This window comes from Halolamina pelagica, from assembly GCF_001307315.1.
Lineage (GTDB): Archaea > Halobacteriota > Halobacteria > Halobacteriales > Haloferacaceae > Halolamina > Halolamina pelagica_B.
On the sequence record NZ_LGUC01000001.1, the window covers coordinates 760,023 to 777,732 of the forward strand.

Sequence of the window (17,710 nt, forward strand, 5' to 3'; positions counted from 1 at the left end):
GTAACACACGCCTATGAGTGGAAACTCCGAGGAGGACCGACTCGAACAGCTTCGTCAGGAGCGACTCGAAGAACTGCAGGACCAGGCTGGCGGTGAGGAGGCCCAGCAGGCCGCTCAGGAGCAACAGGAGCGCGCCAAAGCCCAGCAGGACGCGCTGCTGAAGCAGTACCTCACCGACGACGCCCGCCAGCGACTGAACGCAGTCGAGATGAGCAAGCCCGAGTTCGCGGAGAAGGTCAAGCGGCAGGTGACCGCGCTGGCTCAGAGCGGACGGATCCAGGGGAAGATCGACGAAGACCGGATGAAGCAGATCCTCCGCGAGCTGAAACCCGAGGAGAAGAGCTTCGACATCCGCCGGCGCTGATGGAACTGGCGCTTCTCTACAGCGGTGGGAAAGACTCCTCGCTCGCGGCGCTGACGCTCGACCGCTTCTACGACGTGACGCTCGTGACCGCTCACTTCGGCATCACCGAGGAGTTCGAGAACGCCCGGCGCGCCGCCGACGCGCTGGGGTTCCCGTTCGATACGGTCGAACTCGATCGCGAGGTCGCCGAGGAGGCCGTCGACCGCATGATCGAGGACGGGTACCCGCGCAACGGGATCCAGCGCGTTCACGAGCACGCACTCGAAGTCGTCGCCGACCGCGACGTGGTCGCCGTCGCCGACGGCACGCGGCGGGACGACCGCGTGCCGACCGTCTCCCGCGCCACCGCACAGAGTCTCGAGGACCGACACGGGATCGACTACCTCTCGCCGCTTGCAGGGTTCGGTCGCGGCGCCGTCGATCGGCTGGTCGAGCAGGAACTCGACGTAGAGACCGGCCCGAGCGAGGAGATCGCTCGCGCCGACTACGAGGGGGAACTCCGGACGCTCATCCGCGAGCGCGGCGGCGAGGAGGCCGTCGCGACCGTGTTCCCCGACCACGACCAGACGATCGTCCGCGGACTGGCCTAACACAGGATTCAAGCGCCGGCGCCCGGAACGCTGGGGCATGTACGACCGCCTGAAGGGGTTCAAGGATTTCTACCCCGGCGAGATGGCCGCCCGCCGTGAGGTCATCGACACGACCGAGTCGGTAGCCCGGCGCTACGGGTTCCGCGAGATCGCCACGCCCGCACTGGAGGACGTGGGGATGTACGTCGACAAGTCCGGCGAGGAGATCGTCGAGGAGCTGTACAACTTCACCGACAAGGGTGGTCGCGACGTGACGCTCACGCCGGAGCTCACGCCGACGGTCGCGCGCATGGTGGTCGCCAAACAGCAGGCGCTCTCGAAGCCGATCAAGTGGTTCTCGACGCGGCCGTTCTGGCGCTACGAGCAGGTCCAGCAGGGCCGCTTCCGGGAGTTCTACCAGACCAACGTCGACATCTTCGGCTCCGAGGCGCCCGAAGCCGACGCCGAGATCCTCGCGTTCGCCGCCGACACGCTGTCGGAGCTGGGGCTGCCCGCTTCGGAGTTCGAGTTCCGGGTCTCCCACCGGGACATCCTTGGCGAACTCCTCCGCTCGTTCGACGAGGACGTCGACGTGCAGGCGGCGATCCGGGCGGTCGACAAGAGCGAGAAGGTCGACCGCGCGGAGTACCTCGGGCTGTTGGCCGACGCCGGGCTCTCGATCGAGGACGCCGAAGCGTTCGACGACCTCCTCGCGGCCGGGAACGAGGATCTGGACGCGCTGCTGGCGGAGGTCGACCGGCCGACGCTGACTGCCGCCGTCGAGAACTTGCAGGCCGTGCTGGCGGCGACCGAGGACTTCGGCGTCCGCGACCACTGTGAGGTCTCCCTCCGGACGGCTCGGGGGCTCGACTACTACACCGGCGTCGTGTTCGAGTGTTTCGACACTCAGGATCGGGTCTCCCGAGCGATCTTCGGCGGCGGCCGCTACGACGACCTGATCGAGTCCTTCGGCGGCCAGCCCACCCCCGCTGTCGGCGTCGCCCCGGGCGTGATGAACTCGACGCTGCCGCTGCTGCTGCAGGAAGCCGGCGTGTTCCCCGAGGAGGAGATATCGACGGACTACTACGTCCTGACGGTCGGCGATACCCGCGCTGTGGCGTCCCGAATCGCCCGCGAGCTTCGGGCGGCCGGGAACGTCGTCGAGACCGACGTGTCGGCCCGGAGCTTCGGCGCCCAGATGGGCTACGCCGACTCGATCAACGCCGAGACGGTCGTCATCGTGGGTGAACAGGACCTCGCAAACGACGAGGTCACGATCAAGGAGATGCAGAGCGGGGATCAGACCACCGTGCCCGTCGACGAGTTCCCTGGCGATCGCGAGCAGCCACGCTACGAGGACTTCGCGTAGGGCGAACAGGCGACGACAGCGACGCGCCGGGGGTCGTCGCGCTCCCGCCTCGGCCCCGACGCGCTGGATTCACCGCACACAGGGGGTGGTCCCGTCTTCCTACTTGAGTTCGGCCCCCAGAGTTATGCTGCCGGCCGGCCCACCTCGGGGTATGTCCACCACACTACCGTCAGCGTCGCTGGCGCTCCTGCAGCTTCCGATGGGGGAGGGGATGCTCGGGCAGGCGCTTCTGGTCCTGCTGGCGATCGCCGTCGTTATCGTCGTCGGCCGGGTGGTCCTCAGCATCGCGTGGAAGCTGGTGCTGATCGCCTCGGTCGTGATTGGCGCGCTCTGGCTGGTGAGTACGGTTCTGGGCTGACAGCTACTCCAGCGCGCCGTCGAGGAAGTTCCCGATCACGTCGTGGCCCACCGCCGTCAACACCGACTCGGGGTGGAACTGCACGCACTCGATGGGGTGCTCCCGGTGGCGGACGCCCATCACTAGCTCTTCGGCGTCGCCGTCCTCGGGGTCGTCGACGGTCGTCGCCGTCACCGTGAACGCGCCCGGAACGTCGGTCGCGACCAGCGAGTGGTAGCGACCGGCCTGGAACCCTTGTTCGAGCCCCTCGTACACGCCCTCGCCGTCGTGCTCGACCGGAAACGCCTTCCCGTGGATCGGCCGTGGGGCGTGACCGACCTCGCCGCCGTACTCGTAGACGGCGGCTTCGAGGCCGAGACAGACCCCGAGCGTCGGAACGTCGGGGCTGACCTCGCGGAGCACGTCCATCGTCAGGCCGACGTCGCGCTCGTTCTTGGGGTGGCCCGGGCCGGGACTGATGACGACCGCGTCCGGGTCGATCTCCTCGACCTGCTCGAGCGAGGCCGTGTTCCGCAGGACGACCACCTCGGCGTCGGGTGCGCCCTCGCCGACGTACTCGACGAGGTTGTACGTGAACGAGTCGAAGTTGTCGACGAACAGCACCGTCGGCGATTCGTCGGCCGCCGCCGTCGGCGTGCTCATGGGTCACCTCCTTCGATCCGTTCCAGCGCGTCCAACACGCCGCGGACTTTCTGTTCGGTTTCCTCGTACTCGCTTTCGGGGTCGCTGTCGGCGACGACGCCCGCACCCGCACGGACCCGAACCGCGTCCGACTCGTCGCCGTCGCCGTGTTCGACCGTCGCGGTCCGGATCACGATCGCCGTGTCGGCGTCGCCGGTCCAGGAGAAGTAGCCGACGCCGCCGCCGTAGACGCCCCGCGGCTCGACTTCGAGCTCGTCGAGCAGCTCCATCGCCCGGACTTTGGGCGCGCCCGTGAGCGTGCCGGCGGGGAACGCCGCCCGGGTGGCGTCGAACCCGTCGAAATCCGGTGCGAGCCGTCCGGTGACGGTGGACTCGATATGCTGGACGTGGCTGTACTTGAGCACGTTCATGAACTCCTCGACGCGCACGCTGCCCTGTCGAGAGACCTGCCGCACGTCGTTTCTGGCGAGGTCGACCAGCATCGTGTGCTCGGCGCGCTCCTTGTCGTCGGCGAGCAGTTCGCCCGCGAGGCGGCGGTCCTCGACGGGGCTGGCGCCGCGGGCGGAGGTGCCCGCGATGGGGTTCGAGACGACGCGCTCGCCCGTCACCGAGACCAGCGTCTCCGGGCTGGCGCCGACGACCGAGCGGTTCCCGAAGGAGAGCAGGTACATGTACGGCGAGGGGTTGACCTCCCGCAGCGACTCGTACAGGCCGAGCGCATCGAGATCGCCCTCGATCTCGTGGCTGCGGGAGACCACGCCCTGGTACACGTCGCCGTCGAGGACGTGTTCCTGCATCTCGGCCACCGCGGCCTCGTACTCCTCGCGGGCGCCGGCGGTCGCGCGCTCGCGGTCGAACCCACCGGGATCGGGCGTGCTGGCGACTGCGAGATCGGCGGCGACGGACTCCGCTTCGGCGACGAGTCGGTCGTACACCGCGCCGGCGTCGTCGCCCGCGGCGACGACCGGCGTGAACACCAGCTCCACGGTGCCCTCGCGGTCGTCGAAGGCGAGGGTCCGGGTCGTGAGCACGAACTGTGCGTCGGGGACGACGGGGTCGGGCCTGTCGACGCCCACCTCCGCGAGGTGGAGGTCGTAGACGGCGTCGTACGCCAGGAAGCCGACCAGCCCGCCGTCGAGCCGCTGGCGGTCGCTCGCCTCGAAGCCGACGCGCTCCACGTCCGGGAGCGCGAGTCGCAGCCGATCCAGCGTGTCGGGGTCGTCGAGTTCGGTTCCGCAGGCGCCGACTTCCGCGCCCGCCGCGGCGTCGACCCCGTCGAGGAAGCGCGCCGCGGGGCCGAACCCCTGGACTTCGGTCCGGTCGGGGTACACCGAGACCAGCGCCTCCGGGTCGTAGCCGACGAAGGAGAAACGCGCGTGGCGGTCGGCGTCGCCGTCGCCGGCGGCCGGATCGGTGTGGCCGTCCGCGGGGGCGAACGCGCCCGCCGGGTCGCTGGATGCCACTTTCTCGGCGCTTTCGAGCAGGAACGTGTGGTCGCTGCGGTCCGAGAGCGCGGCGTACGCCGACAGCGGCTCGGTGTCCACGTCGAGCGTCGCGGTGAGTCGCGCGACGGCGGGGCCGTCGGCCTCGGCGAGCAGCGCCTCGAACTCGTCTCGAGAGTGGTCGAACGCCGGCATCAGGCGGTCCCCGTCTCGGCCGTCCGACTGGCTTCGCGAACGAACGCCCGGAGAGCGTCGTGGGCTTTCCGCCCCGGTTCGTCGGCGCGCTCGACGCCGCTTGCCACGTCGACGGCGAAGGGGTCGACGGTCTCGACGGCCGCAGCGACGTTCTTGGGTGTGAGCCCGCCAGCGAGCACTAGCGGCGTCGACAGCGCCTCGCGAAGCTCGCGGGTCGCGGCCCAGTCGTGGGTCTCGCCCGTGCCGCCGGCGCCATCGTCGCTCAGGGAGTCGACCAGCAGCGCGTCCGCGGCGCCGTCGAGATCGCGCGCCCGGTCGGGTTCGTCGGCGTCGAGGGCGACGATCACGTCGACGCCCGCACGCTCGCGGATCTCACGCACCTCGTCGGGGCTGAACTCGCCGTGGATCTGGAGCGCGTCGGGGTCGACGCGGTCGGCCACGTCGACGGCCCCACCGACGCTCTCGGGGATCGTGACGGCGACGGTCGTGACGAACGGCGGCACCGACGCAGCCAGCGTCGCTGCGCGCTCGGGGATCACTTCCCGCGGCGTGTCGACGCCGACGTCGGTGATGAACCCCAGCGCGTCGGCGCCCGCGTCGACGGCGGCACGCACGTCCGCGTCGGTGCCCAGCCCACAGAGCTTCGTTCGAACCATCACTCCGCCTCGACCGGCTCGCCACAGAGCGCGTCGAACTTCTCGGCCGCCGCGCCGTCGTCGATGGACTGGGCGGCCGTCTTGACGCCCTCCCGGAGATCGTCGGCGAGCCCGGCGACGTAGATCGCGGCGCCGGCGTTGGCGAGGATCACGTCCCGTTTCGGCCCGGTCACGTCGCCGGTGACGATCCCGCGGAGGTCCTCGGCGTTCTCTTGGGGGTGCCGCCGGCGATGGCGTCGACGGGCGCGCTGTCGAGCCCCAGGTCGTCCGGGGTGAGGGTGTACTCGGTAACCTCTTCGCCTTCGACTTCCGCGACCGTCGTCGGCCCGTGGAGCGCGATCTCGTCCATGCCGTCGCCGTGGACGACCAGCGCGTGCTCGACGGGCATATGGGTCAGCGCGTTCGCGACCAGGGGCACCAGCTCCTCGCTGTAGACGCCGAGCACCTGCGCGTCGGCGCCCGCGGGGTTGGTCAGCGGCCCGAGCACGTTGAAGATCGTCCGCATCCCGAGCTCTTTGCGCGGGCCGATGACGGCCTTCATCGCGGGATGGAACACGGGCGCGAGCATGAAGCCGATGTCGTCGCGCTCGATCGCGTCCTCGACGGCGGGGGTTCGGCCTCGACGTCGGCGCCGGCCACTTCGAGCACGTCGGCGCTCCCCGAGGAGGAGGAGACCGAGTAGTTGCCGTGCTTGGCGACGGCGACGCCCGCCCCGGCGGCGACGATGGCGCTGGTCGTGGAGACGTTGATCGTGCTGTAGTCGTCGCCGCCGGTGCCGCAGGTGTCGACCAGCGGCCCGCCGTCGGGGTCGATGGTGCGCGCGGCGTCGCGCATCCCCTGGGCGAAGCCGGCGATCTCGGCCTCGGTCTCGCCTTTGGCCCGAAGTGCGGACAGCAGCGCGCCGATCTGTGCCTCCGTCGCCTCCTCGAAGACCAGCGTCGCGGCCGCACGGGCCTCGTCGACGCTCAGGTCCTCGCCGTCTGTCACGCGTCGGATGAGTTCCTGCATGGATGGGGGATCCGAATGTACGGATTGGGTGTATAGTGTACAACTTTGTTCATCGACTTAAGGCTGTCGCGAGACTGGAGCACACGGCGGCGGCGCTGAATCACCTGCCGGAGCCGACTTTCGAAAGCTTCAACTAAGCCCGCGGGGTATCTGTGAGTGCGAAGTAAGCCCGGTCGGGTTGGTAGTCTAGTCCGGTTATGACACCTCCTTGACATGGAGGAGGCCGGCGGTTCAAATCCGCCCCAACCCATTCTCGCCGTTCACGTTTTACAAGGATACTCCAGAGCTATCGTCGTCTTTCTGCTCCCCCGCTGACCCGATATCGGCGGGCTGTTTCCGGTTCTGAACTCACCGTCTCAGCCGGTCAGGCAGGCGTTCCGAACGACGTCGAAGAACGCATCGAGCCGGGAACCGCGATGGTGACCTCACCCCCAACGCCCGCGACTGTGTCACACGCCGCTATATTGGACACCGCTCCCGCAGCCGACCGAGGCGATAACTGATACGGGAAGCGAGCTGCTGCGTCGCCGTTCGTGCGGCTTCCACACGTCGAGCGGCTGCGAACCGAACACCGTCGTAGGTGTTCCCGAGTAGGTTGCCGAAGTATATGGCCCGGACGAACGCCTGCACGTCGGCGGCCATCGCGTCCCCGTAGGTACGTCGTAACGCTGCCACCGCTTCCCGGCCGGGATCTTCGTTCGTCTCGGCGTATCGCTGGGCGAACTGCAGAGCAGGGAGCTCGTCGTCGTCGACAGCCGACTCGACGTCGTTTTCGAGGATGGTGGTGATGGTCTCACGGTCGACGCCTGTCTCCTGTGCGAGGTCGGTGTGATACCGGGTGCAGTACTGGCACTCGTTGACCGCCGTGACCGCCAGCATAATCTTCTCGGCGAACGCGTCGCTGACTCTGTCGGCGCGCTTGGCGCGAACGAGTCGGGGAAGGGTTTGCACGAATCGGACAGTTCCACTCGCCAACGACCGGGGCGTGAACGTCTTTTTCTGGAACTCGCTGTCGGCGGGGTTTTCGGCTCCCATGTCGTCTTTTCGTTCCACTCTTCGTTGTAAATCGATTGTGGTTGTTGGTTTCGCCAGTCAATCGAGCGCGGCGGGATTGTCGTTTCGTGGCAATACTGTCCTCCCTCTTTCGGTGTCAGATCCGGAGGCGTTCATCAGCGCCAACAATCTGCCAATATTGTCGTTACCCCCACGCCGGACCGCCGACCAAACCACGAGCACAGCGCCGTTGAAGCCGCGGCGCACCGACTTGCGGTGTGGGCTGTCGACTGTGCATCAATCGTGGATAATGGGGGGAACCCTTCCTCTTAGTGCGGGGCTGTCCGTCCACAGCAATGGCGATTCCCACGATGACTATCGAAAACGGAGTCGATATGGAGAAGTTCGAAGGACTCACTGCTGCCGCACAGTCGGACGCTGACAACGCCCAATTTCGCTTTTTCGCCGAGACGGAGTGGACAGGCGGGACGACGTGTACCACGTCGGTGAGCGACATCGAGAAAGGTGGGGAGATGGTTTCCTCGCCCGAATTCACGATGGAGGGTGCGCTGTTCGGACACCGGGATGGGCCCAACGCCCTCGAGCAGCTACTCGGCTCTATCGGCACCTGCCTCACGATTACGTACGCCGCCCACGGTGCCGAGATGGGCATCGAACTCTCGGAGATGCGCTTCGAGTTCGAGGGCGGTGTGGATATGCGTGGCCTCCTCGGTCTCGGTGACGACGTCCGCCCGGGGTTCGAGTCGATCGAGTGTACCGCAAACATCGAGTCGCCGGCCTCGACCGAGCAGCTCGAGGAGCTCAAGCAGGTGGCCCGCGAGCGGTCCCCACTTCTCGATACCCTCGAGAACGAAATCACCGTCGCTATCGAGCACGAACAGTAGTCGTCTCGCGTCGGCACTGAACCCCATCGAGTGGCGACGACTGAGGTGAGTGAACCCCGCCGCCGGCGTCAGATCACGAGCGACCACGCGATGACGACTGCGACGCCGCCGAGGATCGAACTCAGGGCGGCGTGTCGGCGGAGCCGATCCTGTAACTGGTGGACGTCGACGTCGTGATCCGCGGCGTCGACCGGACACGTCTCGCTCCCCGTGGTACACTCGGGCAGCAGATCGACGGCGACGTGGAGGAACACACCGGCTGCGACGCCGAACAGGAGCCCGCGAAGCTCGCCCCCTGGCGAAATACCGACGATACCCACCGGGAGAGCCACGAGGCCGACCGCCGCTGCGGGCAACAGCAGGGTCGTAACTGACTCCCCGCGCTCGGCGAGGCGGCGGGCCGCGGCATACCCCGCGGGTGCCTTGTGCGAGATCAAGGCGATCCCGAGGATGGAGGTGAGCGAGGGCATCGCCGTGTAGATCGCCCCGATGATCGCCCCGGCCGAGAGCGCGTGGATCGTCAGCTCCGTCGCGGTATGATCGACGGGCAAGTCCAGATGGGTGAAGCGGTGGCCGATCGTGTGGCCGACGTATCCGCCGAGGAAGCCGATCGCTATCCCCAAACTCCCGAGGCGGCCGTGCTGGCCGAGAGCCTGCGGTATCAGAAAGAGCGCGGCGCTGGTCACCATCGCGCCGCTGGCCAGCCCGTACCCCAAACAGGCTCCAGCGGGTGGCTGCTCCGCACTGCACGTGCGCCAAGTGGCGCACCGATGGCCATCGCCGCAAACGCCGTCCACGATATCGCCACGAGCTTCCAGTTGACACCGGTGAGCGTCGCGGCTACAGAGAGGACGGTCAAGGCCACCACCCCGGCCACCCCGATGATCCGTCCCGATCGGTCGCCGTCCGACTCGTCACTTCTGAGCGAAGGGTACTCCCGAGCACTATTGTACACTAATAACTATACTACATAAGTTAATAAACGTTCCGTGCCGCTTCTTGCCTAGCACGGACGGCCGTGTTTGTGAACTGTGGACCGCAGCAGTACGGCGTAGTTAGCCAGTCATGGCGAGGGCCTTCCCCGCTCACCGAAAGTGGTCCGCTACAGACCAGCAAGATAGGGGAATGCACGGGTCAAGCAACACACGAGGTTCGAGGAGACGGCGTTCGCGGCGTCGGCGGTTTACGAACGGGGTTGTGGATCGGCCGTGGGCTCCCATATCTCGGTCGCGCTCGGGGGCCAGGAGGGTCGACGACGCTCCCGCGAGGGTTATCGCCGACGCGACTGTCGTTCCCGTTCGAGGCGCTGGCAGCCGACCACGAGCGAATCCGGAACGTCGCCCGCCGTTCGCTGCAGCGACTCGAGGACGATCGCGATCTCGTCGAACTGCGGACCGCGGGCGGCGACGAATGGCTCCCGCTGCCACTCGATGAACCCACAGTCGGCCAACAGCGGAAGGTGAACGTGTCGCAGTCGGAGCCGAAACTCAGCCAGCACTATCGGGACGTTCGGATTACGGGCGCTCTCCGGAAGTGCGACGGTCTCCCCGGGTGGCGCGTCCGAGAGGGAGACGACGAGCTGGCGCCGTGGCTCCGCCGATAGCGCCGTAAACACGGTGTTCCACCTGTCGATCACCGCCTTCGCGTTCTCGACACGAACGGCCACGTCGCCCATAGCCCGGAATTGTTGGGGTACTCATATATAGGTTTACTCCCTGCTTCGGCGCCCCTCTCGCCGTTTTTCGAGAGGCGCAGGCGTACCGCCAGCTGCGGGGGTCGTCGACTTCGGGCTGACCAAACCGTGTGCCGGACCGGCTTGGAGCGGCTCCTGGCGGGCGGAGGTTTATCCGGCTACCTCTCCGAGTGACACGAGTACACATGGGCACGAGCGACGAGGCCGGTGGGCAAAACAGGGCTGGCGACGAACCCGAAGAGGCGTCGACGAGCGGTGACGGGGAGACGACAGTCACCGAGGAGGGGTCGGAGCTCGAACGCTCAATCGGCCTCACCGGGGGACTGTCGATCGGGATCGGGACGATGATCGGCGCCGGGATCTTCGTGTTTCCGGGGCTCGCCGCCGGGGATGCGGGGCCGGCGGCGGCCGCCTCGTTCGCGATCGGCGCCGTTATCGCCCTCCTGGTGGCGCTCCCGGCGTCGGAGCTGGCGACGGCGATGCCGAAATCCGGCGGCGGCTACTACTACATCTCGCGTGCACTCGGCACGCTCCCGGGCGCCGTCGTCGGTATCAGCATCTGGCTGGGGCTGGTGTTCGCCACCGCGTTCTACCTCGTCAGCTTCGGCAGCTACGCCGCCGCGCTGCTGTCGGAGGCCGGGGTCAACGTCGCCGGCCTCCCGATCGTGGGCACGTTGGCGCTCCTGTTCGGCGTCGTCCTCACCGTGGTCAACCTCGTCGGGACCGAGAACGCGGCGAAGCTCCAGAACTACGTCGTCGGGCTGCTGTTGACGATCCTCGTGGTGTTTCTGAGCTACGGCGGCCTCGACGTACTGGGGGTGTTCGGGTCGGAGAGCACGCCCGAGCAGTTCCTGCCGTTCGGGGTGATGCCGGTGTTCACGACCGCGGCGCTGGTGTTCACCTCCTACCTCGGCTTCGCGCAGGTGGCGACGGTCGCCGGCGACATCAAGGACCCGGGGCGGAACCTCCCGCTGGCGATGGTCGGCTCGGTGCTGACTGTCGCCGTGCTCTACGTCGCCACCATCTTCGTCGCGACGAGCGCGTTCGGAAGCGGGCGCCTCGCAACGTTCGGCGAGACGGCCATGGTCGAAGTGGCGCGGGCGTTCGTCGGCGACGCCGGGGCGATGGCCATCCTGCTCGGCGGGCTGCTCGCGACGGTATCGAGCGCGAACGCGTCGGTTCTCTCCACTTCGCGGGCGGTGTTCGCGGTGAGCAAGGACGCGCTGCTGCCGACGATGGCGAGTCGCGTGAACCTCCAGTACGGCACGCCCCACATCGCGCTGTCGATGGCTGGCGGGCCCGTGCTGGTGTTGGTCGCCTTCGGCCGGGTGGAGGTGCTCGCTGAGGTGGCCTCGTTCCTCCACCTGGTCATGTACGGGCTGATGTGCGTGGCACTGATCGCGATGCGTCGCGACGAGCCCGAGTGGTACGACCCCGATTTCCAGGTGCCGGCCCATCGCGCCGTCGCCGGCACGGGCGCGGTCGCGAGCTTCGGGCTCATCGCGTTCATGCAACGCGAATCGCAGATCATCGGCGTCGCCATCATGATCGCTGCCGCCGGGTGGTACAAGTACTACGCGGGCGATGTACGGCTCAAGGGGGCGCTGTAGATGGCCGACGAGCGTTCGGAGACACCCATGACCACTGATTCACACACGATCCGCGAACCGCCGCGGCTCCTCATCCCGATCGAGGTGCTCGAAGGAGAGTCGATCTCGGCGTCGCTCGTCGAGTTTCTCGCGCCCGCGGAGGTGGTGTTGCTCGGCTACCACGACCTCCCCGAGCAGACCCCGACCGAACAGGCGAGCATGCAGTACGAGGAGAAGGCCAGAACGGCCATCGACGACATCGCCGACTCGTTCCGCGGCGCCGGCGGCAAAGTCGAGACGCGGATCGCGTTCACCCACGACCGCGACCAGACGGTCGACCGAGTCGCGGCCGAGGAGTCGGTGACGGGACTGCTCCTCCCCAACCCGGTCGGCGAGATCGAGGAGGTGATCGTCCCGATCCGCGGGGCGATCGACGTCGACCGACTCGCCGACCTCGTTGCCACCCTGCTGGAGGACGGCAGCCGGCGGGTCACGCTCTGGGGGCTCGCCGAGGAGGGCGACGAGTTCGACGCCGAGGCGGCCGTCGAGTACACCCGCAACACGCTCTCCGAGCGAGGGCTGCCCGACGACCAGGTCAGTACGGAAGTGTCGGTCGCGGAGTCGCCCGTCTGGGACATCATCGAGCGCTCGAGCGAGTTCGACGTGATCGTGATGGGCGAGGGCGGTCCGGGGCTGCTCGCCTCGCTGTTCGGCGACCCCTCCGAGCGCATCGCCGAGGGCGCCGTCGCGCCGGTGATCGTCGTCCGCAATCGGTAGGCTGCCCGCAACGGCGCTCCAACGCACTTTTGCCGGCTCCGCCCGACCGCCTCGACATGTCCCCAATCGCCGTCAGCATCGGCGTCCCCGACGAGGACGACGCCCGTGAACTCTCCCGCACGCTCGTCGAGGAGCGTATCGCCGCCGGCACGCGAACGACCTCGGGCCTCAGCCACTACCGCTGGGCGGGGTCGGTCCACGAGCGCACCTACTGGACGGTCACCGCGTTCACCACCAGCGACCAGCTCGACCTGCTGTACGAACTCGTCGACGGCATGCACGACGACGACCTGCCGGGGATCACCTACACCGAGATCGACGCGAGCGAGGCGTACCTCGACTGGATCGACGACGGCACGGGTCGAGACGGCGACTGACGGCTGGCTCCTGGGCGACTGACTCGGCGTCCCGAGACGACAGGGATACGCAGTCAGTCCGAGCGCTCGGGGAGGAGCTGTCCCCACAGCACCTTCTCGACGAGCCGGACCGTCAGCGGCTCGTCGACCGTGATGCGACAGGAGAGCCGCGGGTAGCCGAAGCGCGCCGCCGCGGCGTCATGCCAGTGGGTCGGCGTCGGCGCGGACGCCACTTCGACGCCGCAGGTGCCACAGAGCCCCCGGCCGCCGCAGTTGGCGTGTTTCGAGACGCTGCCGTACACCGCGAAGCCGTTGTCGCGGAGTGCGTCTCGCAGCGTCCGGCCGCGTTCGACGTCGACAGTCGAGCGCTCATCACCGTCGACGACCGTCACCGGTACCGTGTCGCACATACCGTCACCTTCGGTCCCCGCCGATGTGAGTTCCGGGGCCGCCGGAAACGCGGCGTTTCGGACCCGGAACCAGCTGGCGCCTCTGTACCGTGGAAGCTTTACCCGCGCCCCCGCTCCGTTTCCAGTAATGCAGGGCGAGGACGCTCCGACGAATCGACGAACGTTTCTCACGGCGGTCGGGGGCGCTGCTGCGGCGGCGCTCGCCGGCTGTACTGACGGCGAGGGCACGCCGACGGGTGACGGAACCTCGTCGTCGACCCCGTCCGACACGCCGACCGACGCGTCGACGCCCGCGGGCGGCCCCCAGTCGGGCGGGACGCTCCGGGTCGGCTTCGAGTCCGAGCTCACGGGGCTGGACCCACACCGCACCGAGAGTGTGGTCTCGTGGCTGGTGGTGTTCAACGTCTGTGAGACGCTGATCACCTTCGAGGACGGCGCGCCGGCCGGCCGGCTGGCGACCGACTGGGAGATCGGCGACGACGGCCGTACGTACACGTTCACGCTGACCGAGGACGCCCGCTTCCACGCGCCCGTCGACCGCGCGATGACCGCCGACGACGTGGTCTACTCCTTCGAGCGCATGAACCAGGACGGCGCGATGGGTTCGGACCTCGTCGCCGTCGACAGCGTCGAAGCCACCGGCGAGTACGAGGTGACGTTCACGCTCGCGGAGACGTTCGCGCCCTTCTTCAACTTCCTCGGTCGCGTGCCGTGGGTGATCGTCCCCGAGGAGGCCGTCGAGGAGCAGGGCGGCGAGCTCGGCGACTTCCAGGAGCCCGTCGGCACCGGCCCGTTCCAGTTCGACGAGTACGAACCCGGCGAGAAGCTCACGCTGACGGCGTTCGACGACTACCGCGCGGACGACGTGCCGCTGCTCGACGCCGTCGAGATCACCCCGATCCCGGACGCGGACTCCCGGGTCGCCGCGCTCCGTGGGGGCGACGTGGACATGGTCCGGGGCGTCTCCGGCAGCGACGCCGAGACGCTGCGGGAGGACGCGGAGACCAAACTCTCCCGCCAGCGCGGCACCCAGTGGGGCCAACTCCACATCAACTGCAGCGAGCCGCCGTGGGACGACCCCGCGGTCCGGCGCGCCGTCGCCCACGCGATGGACCGCAGCGCGATCGTCGAGGCCGCGGTCTCGGGCTACGGGCAGGCCGCGTGGCAGCCCTACGCCGAGGAGAGCGTCTGGCACTACGACCTCGGCGACAGCCGTCGCACGCACGATCCCGAGCGCGCCCGCGAGATCCTCGACGACGCGGGCAACCCCCTCGACGGCGAGACGCTGACGATCAAGACCAACACGCGCTACGGGCTGATGGAGACCACCGCGGAGCTGCTGGTCGCCCAGCTCGGGGCCGCGGGCATCGACGCCGAGACCGAAGTGCTGGAGTGGGGGACCCAGCTCTCCGACTTCCTCGGCGGCAACTTCGGCGCGATGGCGTTCTCGGTCCCGTTCAAGATCGACCCCGACCGGCACTACTACGGGTTCGTCCACCCCGAGGGGACGCAGTTCAGCCACTACGGCGAGGACCAGCCCGACGCCCAGCGCATGTACGAGCTGCTCGAACGGGGCCGCAGCGAGACCGACCAGGACGAACGCGTCGAGATCTACGGCGAGTTCGAGCAGCTGGTGAACGAGCACTGCCCCTGGATCTCGGTCGCCCGCGCCGACGGGCTCGCGGGACTGCGCGCGGACGTGTACGGCGTGCAGCCGTGGCTGCTGCCGTACACGCGGTTCTGGACGATGTGGACGGAGGACTGAGAACGCCCGGCAATGGTCTCACGGCTCCAGGCGTTCCTGATCCGGCGGCTGCTCTGGGCGCTGCCGGTGCTCGCGCTGGTCTCGATCGCGATCTTCGGGCTGATCAGGCTCGTGCCCGGCGATCCCGCGATCGTGATGCTCGGCGCCGACGCCCCGCCGGAGCAGTTGGCGGCGGTCCGCGCCGAACTCGGCCTGGACGACCCGCTGCCAGTGCAGTACGTCGACTACGTCGCCGACGCCGTCCGGGGCGACCTGGGCCACTCCTACGTCGACGAGCGCGCGGTGAGCGGGGCGATCGCCTCGCGGCTCCCGACGACGCTGTTTCTCACGGCCGCGGGGTTTCTGGTCTCGCTCTCGATCGCGATCCCCGCGGGCCTCCTGAGCGCGACGAACCGCGGCGAGTGGCTCGACGGCGTCGGCCTCGGCTTCGGCCTGCTGGGCGTCTCGATCCCGAACTTCTGGCTGGGCGTGGTGCTGCTGTTGCTGTTCGGCGTCCACCTCGACTGGCTCCCGGTCGCGGGCTACGTCTCGCCGCTTTCCGACCCCGTGGCGGGGGTTCGCTACCTCCTGCTGCCGGGGATCACGCTCGGGACCGCGATGGCCGCCGTCGTGACCCGGATGCTGCGCTCGGAGCTGCTGGAGGAGCTGCGCCGGGAGTACCTCGACGCCGTCCGGATGAAGGGCGTCGGCGAACTGCAGGTGCTGACCCACGCGACGAAGAACGCCTTCATCCCCGTCGTCACCGTCATCGGGATGCAGTTCGGCTACCTGCTCGGCGGCTCGATCGTCGTCGAGACGGTGTTCTCGATCCCCGGGATGGGCCGGCTGCTGATCGACGCGATCCAGAGCCGCGACTACATCATGCTCCAGGGCGTGGTGCTCGTCTACACCACGTTCTTCGTCGCGGTGAACATCGTCGTCGACGGCGCGTACTTCTACCTGAACCCGAAACTGGGGGTGAGCGATGAGCGACGCGACCGAGTCGGACGCGGACGAGGGGACGACGCCATCCACGCGGCCGCAGTCGCCGCTGGCCCGCCGCGCCCGGGCGTTCGTCCGACGGTTCCGTCGGAACCGCCTCGCGGTGGGCGGCCTGCTCGTCACGGCCGCCTTCGTCGTGATCGCGCTGCTGGCGCCGGTGCTGGCCCCCTACGACCCCGCGGTCGTCGACGTGCCCGCACGCCTGCAGAGCCCCAGCCTCGCCCATCCGTTCGGCACCGATCGCTACGGCCGGGATCTGTTCTCGCGGGTGCTGTACGGCGCCCGGATCGCGCTCCAGGTCGCCGTGGCGACGCCGCTGGTCGCCGGCGCCGTCGGCGTCCCGATCGGGCTGGTCGCGGGCTACGTCGGCGGCCGCGTCGACGACGTGTTGATGCGCCTGATGGACAGCATCTTCGCGTTCCCCGCGATCCTGCTCGGGCTCACCCTCGTCGCGGTGTTCGGCCAGTCGCTGACCAACATCGTCGCCGCGCTCGGGATCGTCTACATCCCGCAGTTCGCCCGCGTCACCCGCGGCAGCGCGGTCTCGGTTGTCGAGGAGGAGCACGTCCGGGTCGCCCGATCGCTCGGCGCCTCCCACGCCCGGATCGTGCTCGTCCACGTGCTGCCGTTCTGCCTCTCGGCGATCCTCGTGCAGGCGACGGTGACCGCCGCACTCGCAATCGTGTTGGAGTCCTCGCTCTCCTTCCTCGGCGTCGGCGTCCCCTCGCCCACCCCCTCCTGGGGGTCGATCCTCCGGGTCGGCAAGGGGTACGTCGACAGCGGCGAGTGGTGGTACAGCGTGTTCCCCGGCGTGGCCATCGTCGTCGCCGTCCTCGGCTTCAACCTCCTCGGTGACGGCCTGCGCGACGTGCTCGACCCCCGAACCGACCCCAACAGGTGATCCAGCATGACTGACCCCATCCTCCGAGTCCGGAACCTTCGAACCCAGTTCGGCCGTCGCGACCCGCTCGTCGCCGTCGACGGGATCAGCTACGACCTCCGCGCGGGCGAGACGCTCGGCATCGTCGGCGAGTCCGGCGCCGGCAAATCCGTCTCCGTGCGCTCGCTCGTCGGGCTGATCGACGAGGGCGAGGTCACCGGCTCCGTCGAGTGGCGCGGCCAAGAACTGGTCGGCGCCCCCACGCGGACACTTCGCGAGGTCCGCGGCTCGGAGATCGGAATGGTGTTCCAGAACGCCGAGGCGGCGTTCGACCCGATCGAGACCGTCGGGAGCCAGATCGTCGAGGCGGTCCGGGCGAGCCGGGACCGATCGAAGCAGGCCGCCCGCATCGAGGCGATCGACTTGCTCGAGGAGGTCGGCATCGGCGATCCGGCGGGCCGCTTCGACGACTACCCCCACGAGTACTCCGGCGGGATGGCCCAACGTGCCGCGATCGCGATGGCGCTTGCGGGCGAGCCGGATCTGCTGATCGCCGACGAACCCACGACCGGGCTCGACGTGAGCGTGCAGGCCGGCATCGTCGACCTGTTCCGCGATCTCGTCGCCGAGCGAGAGATGTCGCTGCTGCTGATCAGTCACGATCTCGGCGTGGTCTCCCAGCTCTGTACGCGGATCATGGTGATGTATGCCGGCCGGATCGTCGAGCGCGGCAGCCGGCGCCAGCTGCTCGACTCGCC

At 68.6% G+C, this 17,710-nt stretch carries 16 protein-coding genes, 1 tRNA gene and 4 pseudogenes; 13 read left to right on the plus strand and 8 right to left on the minus strand.

What is annotated here, in order from left to right; all coding sequences use genetic code 11:
* The first annotated feature begins 13 nt into the window (after window positions 1-13).
* The 4 genes from SY89_RS04040 (at window position 14) to SY89_RS04055 (ending at window position 2,660) form a co-directional block, all read left to right on the plus strand.
* Window positions 14-364 carry a DNA-binding protein gene (locus tag SY89_RS04040; RefSeq protein WP_054583247.1) on the plus strand — a complete coding sequence of 117 codons (351 nt, stop codon included), beginning with the start codon at window positions 14-16 and terminating at the stop codon, window positions 362-364.
* Entirely contained in the window at window positions 364-954 is a 591-nt protein-coding gene (locus SY89_RS04045) for a DUF7411 family protein (RefSeq protein ID WP_054583248.1), read from the plus strand. The genes SY89_RS04040 and SY89_RS04045 overlap by 1 nt, the downstream gene beginning before the upstream one ends.
* Before the next feature lie 37 nt (window positions 955-991).
* Complete coding sequence (gene hisS, locus SY89_RS04050; RefSeq protein ID WP_054583249.1) at window positions 992-2,302, plus strand: histidine--tRNA ligase; 1,311 nt, start codon at window positions 992-994, stop codon at window positions 2,300-2,302.
* A 151-nt stretch (window positions 2,303-2,453) separates the two neighbouring features.
* Window positions 2,454-2,660 (plus strand): hypothetical protein, encoded by a 207-nt coding sequence (locus SY89_RS04055; RefSeq protein WP_054583250.1) that lies wholly within the window; start codon window positions 2,454-2,456, stop codon window positions 2,658-2,660.
* A 3-nt stretch (window positions 2,661-2,663) separates the two neighbouring features.
* On the opposite strand, the gene trpG is transcribed toward SY89_RS04055, so the two are convergent.
* The 4 genes and pseudogenes from trpG to trpD form a co-directional block, all read right to left on the minus strand.
* Window positions 2,664-3,302 carry an anthranilate synthase component II gene (gene trpG, locus SY89_RS04060; RefSeq protein WP_054583251.1) on the minus strand — a complete coding sequence of 213 codons (639 nt, stop codon included), beginning with the start codon at window positions 3,300-3,302 and terminating at the stop codon, window positions 2,664-2,666.
* Window positions 3,299-4,939 carry an anthranilate synthase component I gene (trpE, locus tag SY89_RS04065; RefSeq protein ID WP_054583252.1) on the minus strand — a complete coding sequence of 547 codons (1,641 nt, stop codon included), beginning with the start codon at window positions 4,937-4,939 and terminating at the stop codon, window positions 3,299-3,301. Before trpE ends, trpG begins: the two co-directional genes overlap by 4 nt.
* A complete protein-coding gene (locus SY89_RS04070; RefSeq protein WP_054583253.1) occupies window positions 4,939-5,595 on the minus strand; it encodes a phosphoribosylanthranilate isomerase in 657 nt (218 codons plus the stop codon). The genes trpE and SY89_RS04070 overlap by 1 nt, the downstream gene beginning before the upstream one ends.
* A pseudogene (gene trpD / locus SY89_RS04075) lies at window positions 5,595-6,603 on the minus strand (anthranilate phosphoribosyltransferase). The gene SY89_RS04070 and the pseudogene trpD overlap by 1 nt, the downstream one beginning before the upstream one ends.
* Window positions 6,604-6,778: 175 nt before the next feature.
* Here trpD and SY89_RS04080 point away from each other — a divergent pair.
* Window positions 6,779-6,853, plus strand: a tRNA-Val gene (locus tag SY89_RS04080).
* A gap of 209 nt (window positions 6,854-7,062) precedes the next feature.
* Here SY89_RS04080 and SY89_RS04085 read toward each other — a convergent pair.
* Window positions 7,063-7,554, minus strand: a complete 492-nt coding sequence (locus tag SY89_RS04085; RefSeq protein ID WP_189319105.1) for a carboxymuconolactone decarboxylase family protein — start codon at window positions 7,552-7,554, stop codon at window positions 7,063-7,065.
* A gap of 437 nt (window positions 7,555-7,991) precedes the next feature.
* Between SY89_RS04085 and SY89_RS04090 the strand changes: the two genes are divergently transcribed.
* Window positions 7,992-8,501 carry an OsmC family protein gene (locus tag SY89_RS04090; RefSeq protein ID WP_189319106.1) on the plus strand — a complete coding sequence of 170 codons (510 nt, stop codon included), beginning with the start codon at window positions 7,992-7,994 and terminating at the stop codon, window positions 8,499-8,501.
* 68 nt (window positions 8,502-8,569) lie between these two features.
* Here SY89_RS04090 and SY89_RS04095 read toward each other — a convergent pair.
* Both SY89_RS04095 and SY89_RS04100 read right to left on the minus strand, forming a co-directional pair.
* A pseudogene (locus tag SY89_RS04095) lies at window positions 8,570-9,279 on the minus strand (ZIP family metal transporter).
* Between the two features lie 492 nt (window positions 9,280-9,771).
* Window positions 9,772-10,176, minus strand: a complete 405-nt coding sequence (locus SY89_RS04100; RefSeq protein ID WP_054583256.1) for a hypothetical protein — start codon at window positions 10,174-10,176, stop codon at window positions 9,772-9,774.
* 203 nt (window positions 10,177-10,379) lie between these two features.
* Here SY89_RS04100 and SY89_RS04105 point away from each other — a divergent pair, with 203 nt between their 5' ends.
* Genes SY89_RS04105 through cutA form a run of 3 tightly spaced genes read left to right on the plus strand, consistent with a single transcriptional unit; the run spans window position 10,380 to window position 12,937 of the window.
* On the plus strand, window positions 10,380-11,804 hold the full coding sequence (locus tag SY89_RS04105; protein WP_054583257.1) for an APC family permease: 1,425 nt from the start codon (window positions 10,380-10,382) through the stop codon (window positions 11,802-11,804).
* A gap of 27 nt (window positions 11,805-11,831) precedes the next feature.
* Window positions 11,832-12,560: a universal stress protein gene (locus SY89_RS04110; protein ID WP_189319107.1), complete on the plus strand. Its 729-nt coding sequence runs from the start codon at window positions 11,832-11,834 to the stop codon at window positions 12,558-12,560.
* Window positions 12,561-12,616: 56 nt separating this feature from the next.
* Window positions 12,617-12,937, plus strand: coding sequence for a divalent-cation tolerance protein CutA (gene cutA / locus SY89_RS04115; RefSeq protein WP_054583259.1), 321 nt, complete (start codon window positions 12,617-12,619; stop codon window positions 12,935-12,937).
* 53 nt (window positions 12,938-12,990) lie between these two features.
* Here cutA and SY89_RS04120 read toward each other — a convergent pair whose 3' ends face one another.
* Window positions 12,991-13,326 carry a 2Fe-2S iron-sulfur cluster-binding protein gene (locus SY89_RS04120; RefSeq protein WP_054583260.1) on the minus strand — a complete coding sequence of 112 codons (336 nt, stop codon included), beginning with the start codon at window positions 13,324-13,326 and terminating at the stop codon, window positions 12,991-12,993.
* 127 nt (window positions 13,327-13,453) lie between these two features.
* On the opposite strand from SY89_RS04120, the gene SY89_RS04125 reads away from it, so the two are divergent.
* From SY89_RS04125 to SY89_RS19495, 4 genes and pseudogenes are all read left to right on the plus strand, one after another.
* Window positions 13,454-15,091 carry an ABC transporter substrate-binding protein gene (locus SY89_RS04125; RefSeq protein ID WP_054583261.1) on the plus strand — a complete coding sequence of 546 codons (1,638 nt, stop codon included), beginning with the start codon at window positions 13,454-13,456 and terminating at the stop codon, window positions 15,089-15,091.
* A gap of 12 nt (window positions 15,092-15,103) precedes the next feature.
* A pseudogene (locus SY89_RS15705) lies at window positions 15,104-15,985 on the plus strand (ABC transporter permease); the annotation flags it as partial.
* Window positions 15,986-16,055: 70 nt separating this feature from the next.
* On the plus strand, window positions 16,056-16,973 hold the full coding sequence (locus SY89_RS04140) for an ABC transporter permease (protein ID WP_054583264.1): 918 nt from the start codon (window positions 16,056-16,058) through the stop codon (window positions 16,971-16,973).
* Window positions 16,974-16,979: 6 nt separating this feature from the next.
* Window positions 16,980-17,462 (plus strand): annotated as a pseudogene (locus SY89_RS19495) (ATP-binding cassette domain-containing protein); the annotation flags it as partial.
* Between the last annotated feature and the right edge of the window lie 248 nt (window positions 17,463-17,710).

Bases quoted from the DNA above. Each gene is read 5' to 3' on its own strand.
- SY89_RS04040 (WP_054583247.1), top strand. From the start codon at position 14: ATGAGTGGAAACTCCGAGGAGGACCGACTCGAACAGCTTCGTCAGGAG.
- SY89_RS04045 (WP_054583248.1), top strand. From the start codon at position 364: ATGGAACTGGCGCTTCTCTACAGCGGTGGGAAAGACTCCTCGCTCGCG.
- hisS (WP_054583249.1), top strand. From the start codon at position 992: ATGTACGACCGCCTGAAGGGGTTCAAGGATTTCTACCCCGGCGAGATG.
- SY89_RS04055 (WP_054583250.1), top strand. From the start codon at position 2,454: ATGTCCACCACACTACCGTCAGCGTCGCTGGCGCTCCTGCAGCTTCCG.
- trpG (WP_054583251.1), bottom strand. From the start codon at position 3,302: ATGAGCACGCCGACGGCGGCGGCCGACGAATCGCCGACGGTGCTGTTC.
- trpE (WP_054583252.1), bottom strand. From the start codon at position 4,939: ATGCCGGCGTTCGACCACTCTCGAGACGAGTTCGAGGCGCTGCTCGCC.
- SY89_RS04070 (WP_054583253.1), bottom strand. From the start codon at position 5,595: ATGGTTCGAACGAAGCTCTGTGGGCTGGGCACCGACGCGGACGTGCGT.
- SY89_RS04090 (WP_189319106.1), top strand. From the start codon at position 7,992: ATGGAGAAGTTCGAAGGACTCACTGCTGCCGCACAGTCGGACGCTGAC.
- SY89_RS04100 (WP_054583256.1), bottom strand. From the start codon at position 10,176: ATGGGCGACGTGGCCGTTCGTGTCGAGAACGCGAAGGCGGTGATCGAC.
- SY89_RS04105 (WP_054583257.1), top strand. From the start codon at position 10,380: ATGGGCACGAGCGACGAGGCCGGTGGGCAAAACAGGGCTGGCGACGAA.
- SY89_RS04110 (WP_189319107.1), top strand. From the start codon at position 11,832: ATGACCACTGATTCACACACGATCCGCGAACCGCCGCGGCTCCTCATC.
- cutA (WP_054583259.1), top strand. From the start codon at position 12,617: ATGTCCCCAATCGCCGTCAGCATCGGCGTCCCCGACGAGGACGACGCC.
- SY89_RS04120 (WP_054583260.1), bottom strand. From the start codon at position 13,326: ATGTGCGACACGGTACCGGTGACGGTCGTCGACGGTGATGAGCGCTCG.
- SY89_RS04125 (WP_054583261.1), top strand. From the start codon at position 13,454: ATGCAGGGCGAGGACGCTCCGACGAATCGACGAACGTTTCTCACGGCG.
- SY89_RS04140 (WP_054583264.1), top strand. From the start codon at position 16,056: ATGAGCGACGCGACCGAGTCGGACGCGGACGAGGGGACGACGCCATCC.